General features: G+C 70.6%; 8 protein-coding genes. 2 read left to right on the top strand and 6 right to left on the bottom strand.

What is annotated here, in order from left to right:
• Positions 1–472: 472 nt before the first annotated feature.
• From ABD308_RS04815 to ABD308_RS04805, 3 genes are all read right to left on the bottom strand, one after another.
• Complete coding sequence (locus ABD308_RS04815) at positions 473–955, bottom strand: hypothetical protein (RefSeq protein WP_344326108.1); 483 nt, start codon at positions 953–955, stop codon at positions 473–475.
• A gap of 350 nt (positions 956–1,305) precedes the next feature.
• Positions 1,306–2,400 carry a barstar family protein gene (locus tag ABD308_RS04810; RefSeq protein ID WP_344326099.1) on the bottom strand — a complete coding sequence of 365 codons (1,095 nt, stop codon included), beginning with the start codon at positions 2,398–2,400 and terminating at the stop codon, positions 1,306–1,308.
• Positions 2,401–2,637: 237 nt separating this feature from the next.
• Complete coding sequence (locus ABD308_RS04805; protein ID WP_344326091.1) at positions 2,638–2,997, bottom strand: hypothetical protein; 360 nt, start codon at positions 2,995–2,997, stop codon at positions 2,638–2,640.
• Positions 2,998–3,143: 146 nt separating this feature from the next.
• On the opposite strand from ABD308_RS04805, the gene ABD308_RS04800 reads away from it, so the two are divergent.
• Positions 3,144–3,665, top strand: coding sequence for an HAD domain-containing protein (locus ABD308_RS04800; protein ID WP_344326081.1), 522 nt, complete (start codon positions 3,144–3,146; stop codon positions 3,663–3,665).
• Between the two features lie 980 nt (positions 3,666–4,645).
• Positions 4,646–5,875, top strand: coding sequence for a chymotrypsin family serine protease (locus ABD308_RS04795; RefSeq protein WP_344326066.1), 1,230 nt, complete (start codon positions 4,646–4,648; stop codon positions 5,873–5,875).
• Positions 5,876–5,941: 66 nt separating this feature from the next.
• Here ABD308_RS04795 and ABD308_RS04790 read toward each other — a convergent pair whose 3' ends face one another.
• From ABD308_RS04790 to ABD308_RS04780, 3 genes are all read right to left on the bottom strand, one after another.
• The gene (locus ABD308_RS04790; protein WP_344326051.1) at positions 5,942–6,691 is read right to left on the bottom strand and encodes a hypothetical protein; all 750 of its coding nucleotides are present in this window, start codon (positions 6,689–6,691) and stop codon (positions 5,942–5,944) included.
• Complete coding sequence (locus tag ABD308_RS04785; protein ID WP_344326036.1) at positions 6,688–7,206, bottom strand: sigma-70 family RNA polymerase sigma factor; 519 nt, start codon at positions 7,204–7,206, stop codon at positions 6,688–6,690. The genes ABD308_RS04790 and ABD308_RS04785 overlap by 4 nt, the downstream gene beginning before the upstream one ends.
• Before the next feature lie 103 nt (positions 7,207–7,309).
• Complete coding sequence (locus ABD308_RS04780) at positions 7,310–7,552, bottom strand: hypothetical protein (RefSeq protein ID WP_344326025.1); 243 nt, start codon at positions 7,550–7,552, stop codon at positions 7,310–7,312.
• Positions 7,553–7,730: the final 178 nt, after the last annotated feature.

The following is a 7,730-nucleotide window of genomic DNA, read 5'->3' as shown; positions in this document are numbered from 1 at the left end:
TGACTCAATCCTCTCAGAGAATCGAGCCTCCATTCGAACCGGTGCGGTTCACCTCCACAGGCTCCCACCGACCGGTACACGGCCAAGACCAGTCTGTCACGATGGACCCAGCTTCTTGACACCTCAAGCAGGCCAGGCCCGGCCGAAAGCCCTCGGCGACTAGCCAAGAAATTGCAAAGCCGTCAGAACGGCGCAGGTCACGAAGGGTTCTCCCCGCAGGCGCGGGGGTCAGCCGGTCCAGCCGCCAGGGGCGCGCTTGAACTGGTCGTTCTCCCCGCAAACTCGGGGGTCAGCCGATCCAATGGGGTCTGGCGATCCCACTCGCCACGTCCTCCACGTGCAGACGGGGGTCAGCCGGGGGCGAGCGAGGCCTCGTAAGGCGTTTCGACAAGCTCGCGACCTGCTACCGGGCCGACATTGTCCTGGTTTTTCTGGTCCTTGGGCTCCGCGACCCCGGACAGTGGGGCGCGTCTCAGCGGTCACGGTGCCAGACGGTGAGCACGGTCGGCGGGATCCCGTGTACGGCCAGCCGGGACAGGAGTTCCGCCTGCTGTTCCTGTGTCACGGCGATCCACAGGGATGTGCCCGAATCACTGGCGGCGAACACCAACCGATCCGCCCGCCGACCTTCGGCGTGGATCGTGTGGGGAACCAGGTCCAGCAGCATCTCGAACTGCTCGTCGTCGCGGACATCGATGTCGATACCCATCCCGGGATCGGCGCGCCCGGGCCGAGTGCCGTCTGCCACCGCCGCCCGGGCCAGGGACAGCACGCGTTCGTACGAGCGCACCACCGCAGACGGCCAGGCATCGTCGCTGTAGGCGTCGATGTGGGCCGTGTCGATGCTGGCACGCAGCACCCGAAGCGCCTCGCGGTGAACGAGTGCGACGACCGCGGGACCCAGGCCGTCCGCGAGCACGAGAGCCCGGTCCGGGCCGCTGTCCTGATTGATCACATGTATGACCTTCCCACACGCGATCCCCACGTTCTCAGGCGAAGCTCTGCCGTCACGGCGTGATCTGTGTCGGACACGACCCAGCCCTTCCCACAGCCGCCGGGGGCCAGCCGACCGGCTCGCTGACCTGCACGCTGCCGGTCCCGTCCTCCCCGCGAGCGCGAGGGTCAGCCGTTGCCGAGCCAGTAGGACGCGCTGCCCCCGCGGTTCTCCCCGGACCTGCGGGGGTTAGCCGCTGGTTCGCCGACGGTAGGCGACGGGTTCGCCGTTCACCCCGCAGGCGCAGGGGCAGGGGCAGGGGCAGGGGCAGTTGGTGGTTCAGCACTCCCGACAGGGCGGGCGGAACATGATCACGCCAGGGTGACGTGCATGCCGCCTTCGGCCAGGACGCTGAGCGTCTCGGCGAACAGGTCGTAGGGCCGGCCGGCTGGGGTCAGCGTCTGGCGCAGGTGCTCGTGTGCGGTCACGGCGTCGTGCCAGAGCAGGGTCGCGGGAGTGGTGTGGCCGAAGGTTCCGCGCAGGCAGTCGGCGAGGGCGTCCAAGCAGCCGCCGAAGTACCCGCCGGGTCCGTTCACCGCTTCGCCGAGGGCCAGGTAGAGGCCCGGTTCGTCGGTGATGTGTCGGCCGTCGAGCATGTAGGCGTGACCGGCCGACCGATCGTGGAGGGTGCGCCGGCAGCCGCGTTCACGGACGAGGTCGAGCCAAGCCCTGCGGCGTCGGGTGTCGAGTCCTGCCCAGGCGCCGGAAGTGTCCGGCGGCCCGGTGAACCACCGCTCCCAGACGGTCCGGGCGTATTCGGGAACGGGTGTGAAGAGCTCTCCGTCGAGCTCCAGGTCGATCAGCGCTGTCCCGCAGGAGGACGGGCGCCAGGCGCTGACTTCGGCCCACAGCAGTCGATCGGTGAGCGGCTCGCCCCGGTCGTCCCGTATCTCCAGGGCGGCCTGCTCCAGGTCCAGTGCCTGCCGGGTGCCCTTCTTCAGCGCCGCCATCAGGCGCTCACTCGGGGCGAGCCCTCGAAGGATGAGTGGCGGCGCCGACTGCTTCGCCGGCAGGACACGCGCGAATTCCCCGCACGAACCCAGCCACCGATGCCCGTCGTGCACTCGGACCGGGCCCCTGTGTCCCTCGGGCGGTCCTTCGTAGTCGTCCAGGCCGGTGAGCACGAGACTGTCCGTCCCGGGGCGCTCGCCCAGACTCTCCGCGTCCTCCAAGAGCCAGGGATCGAACGCCTTGTCCTCAGGCACCAACCACACCCGACTGCCGACCCAGCCGCGCACCTCTGTCTGTGGGACCCAGCCGCACAGCTCGTAGGTCCCGCGCCGGGGATCCCCGAACAACCCTTCCACCTCGGCACCGACGCCCCAGGCATGGCCGTGTTCCGTCTCGACCAGCGTGTACCGGGCGCGCCTTCGCACCTTCTCACCTCCATGCACAGCGGACATCATGCCCGGACCAGGCTCTCCCCACGAAGCCCCTTTCCTGCGGCCGCTCCCCCGCCGCGTTCGTCCTCCCGCGAGCACAGGAAGACGCCCGGGATGTCCTCCCCGCACCCCAGGGGTCAGCCGAAGGTCACGGCGCCGAAGCCGCCGTCGATCCTGTTCTCGCCGCGTAGGCGGGGGTCAGCCGCCGAGCAGGGGCGGCCGATGCCGGACGGGCTGATGTCCTCTCTGCAGGCCCGGCGGTCAGCGGATCGCGACGCTTTGCCGGAACTCCCCCAGCAGCCGGAAGAACTCTTCGACGGATGTGGCACCGTCCGGTGTCAGCCGTTCGATCTCGGCGGCCCAGCCGAGGGAGCTCGACCCTCCGATGCGTCGCCAGAGCCACGTGCTGAACGGGCCGTCGGGCCAGAAGTCGAAGGGTTCGTCGATGGAGTGCACGCCGAGGGCCACCTGGTAGCCGATCAGCATCGACTGCAGACGGCCCAGGTCGCCGCCGGGCAGCCACATTCCGGGCCGTAGGCGTACCTGCTCCAGGAAGTCGTAAACGCTCGTGCACTCCCGCCAGTGCTTCGGAGTGGTCCGGAAGTTGTCGTCAATCGGCATGGCGTGAGCCTATGGCCGGAAGTTCACGAGTCGGCTGACCGGGACCGGGAAACAACAGCTGAAGACCGCTTCCCGATTCCGTAGAGGTCGTATCCCGCTGGAACTGCCGAGCGCGGCGTTCGGATTCAGGAAGTACAGTGCCGCGCATGGATGCTGGAGGCGAGGCGGTTCGGCCGTTGCTCTTTCTTGATGTCGACGGCCCCTTGATTCCCTTCGGAGGCCTGGCGCCGAGCCGTCGCGGCGGAACAGAGGGCTCGACCGATGCCGCGAACCCGTTGCTGAACCGGCTCGATCCCGCCGTGGGCCGACGGTTGGCCATGCTCGGCTACGAATTGGTCTGGGCGACAACATGGGACGAGGACGCGAACGAGGACGTCGCGCCACGCCTCGGGCTGCCGTCCCTGCCCGTGCTGCCCTGGCCGGAGCCGTCGGAAGGTGACGAACAGGACGCTCGGGCCGGACGTCACTGGAAGACCCGGCCGATTGTTGCCTGGGCGTCCGGGCGGGCATTCGCCTGGGTGGACGACGAGATCACGCGCGCGGATCGCGAGTGGGTTGCGGCTCATCATGACGGGCCGGCACTACTGCACCACGTCGACCCGCGTGTCGGCCTTGGCCCGGAGGACTTCGCCGTCCTGGCGGAATGGGCGGAGAGTCCGGAACGCTGACAACGTCGTTTGCCTGCCCACTCGCCGCTGGATCGGTGGCCCGGTCGAGGCGCACCGCGCTCCTGGAGTGATGAGGTGAGGTGTTGCCCCAGGGCAAGGATCCGCACGGAGAGCGGCAGGCGGCGCGCGTGCAGGGAGATTCCCACAAGCACGGGGGTCAGCCGTCCGCAGTACTGGTCACGGGACAGCGGCTGGTCGACGGTCCGCACGTAGACGGTGCCGAGTCCGGCCCGAATGCGTGGCACCGGGCCGGACTCGCCACACCTGCGGCCACGGGCCTGGCGGCCCAGGTGACGCCAGTCGCGGCGACGGGACCGTCGTCGTCGCCTCGATCCGCCTCTGGCTCAGACCGTGATCCGCCGGACAGAACCTAGCCGGAGGCGAGCTGCGGGAGACGGCGGCTCCGGTGGGCTGACCCCCGGGGCCCGTGTGCGCCGCGCACCGCTGACGGGGCGACTACCCGCCGGCACCGGTGCGCGGCGCGGACCTGCGCGCACGGCGATTGCCGAGTGCCGCCTTCGACCTCATCACCTTCCTTGCCCTGTAGTGGATTTCATCATTCGCACACCGAAGCGGAATCCGTAGTCACACAGGTGGCGCCCACCCGTCGGCACGGGGTCGACACCACACCACCTCCCACGGGCGGGGGGACCCGTACGCCCGGATATACCCGGTCTCACGGCTTTCGTGATCGGCGATGCCGAAATGGCCGGGGCCCATCCACCGGCTCCGAGCTGCGAGGACCCGCACGCAAAGCGGCCACGGCGGAGGGGGGTCCCGCATTTCCCCGCACTTCGATCCCCTTCCTCATCGCCGAAAACAGATGAATGGCCGTCAACTCACGCCATAGTCCGGCAAGTACGGAGCACTTCGGATCTTCCGGAAACTTTCCAAATCCTTCCCTCGGCGCGGTGCGACTCCGCTAGGTTCTGTTCCAGCGAACGGACGTTCGCACTCGGTGATACTCCTAGGGGGGACGTATGAAGAGGTCGCTGAAGGCTGCCCTGGTCAGTGCTGTCGCGGTGGTGACCGTGACGGCCGTGGTTCCGGGCTCCGCGTTCGCGGCGAGCCCGCTGCCGTCGCTGTCGGACACCCAGATCGCCGCGATGGCGCCGGCCGACCAGGCGAAGCTGCTCAACCCGCTGCGCGCGCTGGCGAACGCCGCCGACGCGGTCGGCAAGGCGGAGCTGGCCGGCGTCTACGCCGGTCTTGAGCTCAACGCGGGGGCGCACACGGTCAACATCTACCTGACCGACCGGAGCCAGGCGAAGCGGTTCCTGGCGGCGGCCAAGGCCGCGGACCCGGGCACCGACACCAACCTGGCCCGGATCAAGCAGGCCAAGTACACGCGCCAGGCGTTGCACGAGGCCCGCGATCGCGTCCTGGGGGCGAAGGGCGAGTACGGCGACGAGCTCGAGAGCGTCTCCGTGCCGTCCGACGGCAGCGGGCTGCGGATCGGGGTGAAGAACGTCGAGCGCGCCAAGCAGAAGGTGGCCGCGAGCCGGGCGCTGACCGCGAGCGACCCGGCCGGCGTCGACACGGTCCTGGAACCCTCCTCCGAGGGCTCCGACATGTCGCGGCTGCGGGACACCCCGGCGTGGATCGCGGGCGAGGCCCTCACCGACGCGGGCTGGGGCAGCGGGTACAAGTGCACGTCCGGCGTGCCCACCCGGCGCAAGTCGGACAACCGCTCGTTCCTGATCAGCGCCGCGCACTGCTTCTCCGACGGGGCCTCCGTCTACACGGGGTGGGAGAACGGCGGCCGGAACTACCTCGGCAACGTCGTGGCGCGGGCCGACCTGTGGGACGCGGTCGCGATCGACGTCCAGGGCACCGGCTGGACGGCCGGCCGTGAGTGGGACGGCCCGGTCAACAACTCCTTCACCCTGACGCTGACCAGCTCGGCGTACTCGTACAACGGTGACTTCGTCTGCCAGGACGGCTACACCACCGGCGTCATGTGCGGCATCAAGGTCGTGGACGACGACAAGTACTGGACCGGCAGCAACGGCGTCGACCACCGCGGAGTCGAGGGCACCCAGGTGAGCGGCTACACCGCGATCCAGGGCGGTGACAGCGGCGGGCTGGTGTTCAGCATCACCGGCGACACCCGCCAGGCCCGCGGCATCAACAGCTGGGGCGGCGGGACCACCATCCGCTGGACCGAGGTCGTCGACATCTACAACACCTGGGGCCTGCAGCTCGCCTGAGCAGGCCTCGTGCGCACCTGAGGTGTCCCCCCCGGGCCGGACGCGGCCCGGGGGGACACCCGTTCCTCAGCGCGGGAACGGCGCCCGTGCCACCAGGAGCCGCGGCTCGACGGTCGCGGGCCGCGTCGCGGGCGTCTCGACCGGCTGCGGCAACAGGGCGACCACCTCGAAGTCGCCGGGCGCGGCCCACACCCGGGGCCAGTCCCACGAAGGGCACAGCTGGTCACGGGGCCCCAGCTGCTGCGTGACCGGCTGCCCCGGCGCGAGGTCCAGGGGATGCCCGACCATGTCGACGCCCTGCGGAGTGTCGACGTCCCCGGGCCGGTTCAGCATCGGACCGCCACCGACGACGACGCCGTCCCGCAGGTACAGCACCTCGATGTACTGCGGGGGCGTGGAAACGGCGGTGAGCCGCCGATCGGCGCTGATGGTGACCTCGACCCGGGGCCCGGTAGCGGAGTCCGCCCCGCGGACGGAGCGGACCGCCAGGCCGAGGCCGTCACGGCTGGACGTCTCGCCGGGGAGGTCCAGCCGCTCGCCGCACACGTAGCCGCCCGTGGCACGGGCCGACGGCGTTCCGCTCGGCCCGGTCGTCGGGGAACCGGCCGCGCCGACCGGCCGGGTGGGGTCGTCGTGCCACCGCGCGGCGCCGAAGAGCGTGACAACCACCGCTACCACCGCGGCGGTTCCCATCACCGCGTAGCGCGTCCTGCGGCGGCGGCGGACCTCGCGGACCAGCGTCTCGGTGGCGAGGTGCGCCGGCCCCGCGAGATCGGCGACGACGGGGAGCTGATGACGGAGTTCCTCTGGATTCACGCGCCCACTCCTTGCTCGGGGTCCCTGTGCGCCGTCTGCAGCGCGGCGGCCAGTCGCACCAGCGCGTCACTGAGGTGTCTCTTGACCGTTCCCTCGCTGCAGTCGAGGCGGTCGGCGACGGAAGCCACCGGCAGGTCCTCGTAGTACCGCAGCACCACGCAGGCCCGCTGCCGGGGGGAGAGCGAACCCAACGCCGACAGGAGTTCCAGCCTCTCGGTGATCGCGCCGCTGTGGTCGGTGCTCACGGAGCTCTCGGCCAGTCGCGGGGCGAGCAGGGCGTAGCGCTGCCTCCGGCGGTGGATGTCCAGGAAGCGGTTGAGCATCGTCCGCCGGACGTACCTCTCGATGTCGGCGAGCTCCCATGACCGCCGGGGTCGCGCGAACACCCGCACCAGCGCCTCCTGCACCAGGTCGGCGGCCTCCGAGCGGTCACCGCTCAGGAGGAAGCCGTACCGGTTGAGTTCGGAGCCGCGTGACTCCACCAACTCGGCAAGGAGGCGTTCCCACCCGGCCATTCGTTCTCCCCTCGATCCGTCTACCCGCATACACGAACGGCCGGCCGATTTCGTTGGGGGTCCCCACCGGCGGGAACGTCGCGAGGCGGGGACCGGTCATCGGTCATGGGCGGTCGTCCGGGTCGCCGCCGTCCGGGTCGCCGTCCGGCTCGTCCAGGTCCGACTCGTCGGGACCACCGGATCCACCGGCCTCGCCAGGGGCCAGGCGCCGGGCCCGGCCGGGCTCGACGGTGGTCGCGTCGCCATCGGCCCCGGACTGGGCCCGGAGGCCGTGGCCGCCCTCGCCGTCGTCCGTGGCGTGGTGCGGCGGCACGCCACCCGCGCCGCCCTGCGGGATCTCCTCCACCGTCTTCTCCTCAACCTCGTAGCGGATTCCCCCCGGTCGCCTCGCGCGTGCCCACCCCGCGCCGGGTCAATCCGCCAGGGCGGCGCGCTCCCAGGTGTCCGGGAGCGCGCCAGGGGCAGACGCGCAGGCGTGAATCCGATCGAACGCGCCCTTCGCGCACTGGACGGCCTCCAGCAGC

The sequence above is a fragment of the Kitasatospora putterlickiae genome (assembly GCF_039527695.1).
Lineage (GTDB): Bacteria > Actinomycetota > Actinomycetes > Streptomycetales > Streptomycetaceae > Kitasatospora > Kitasatospora putterlickiae.
The sequence above is the reverse complement of the archived record's forward strand: the minus strand, read 5'-3'. Positions and strand labels throughout refer to the sequence as shown.

What these genes read in the sequence shown, in the direction of transcription:
- ABD308_RS04795 (WP_344326066.1), top strand. Translation starts at nt 4,646, where the DNA reads ATGAAGAGGTCGCTGAAGGCTGCCCTGGTCAGTGCTGTCGCGGTGGTG.
- ABD308_RS04810 (WP_344326099.1), bottom strand. Translation starts at nt 2,400, where the DNA reads ATGATGTCCGCTGTGCATGGAGGTGAGAAGGTGCGAAGGCGCGCCCGG.
- ABD308_RS04800 (WP_344326081.1), top strand. Translation starts at nt 3,144, where the DNA reads ATGGATGCTGGAGGCGAGGCGGTTCGGCCGTTGCTCTTTCTTGATGTC.
- ABD308_RS04805 (WP_344326091.1), bottom strand. Translation starts at nt 2,997, where the DNA reads ATGCCGATTGACGACAACTTCCGGACCACTCCGAAGCACTGGCGGGAG.
- ABD308_RS04785 (WP_344326036.1), bottom strand. Translation starts at nt 7,206, where the DNA reads ATGGCCGGGTGGGAACGCCTCCTTGCCGAGTTGGTGGAGTCACGCGGC.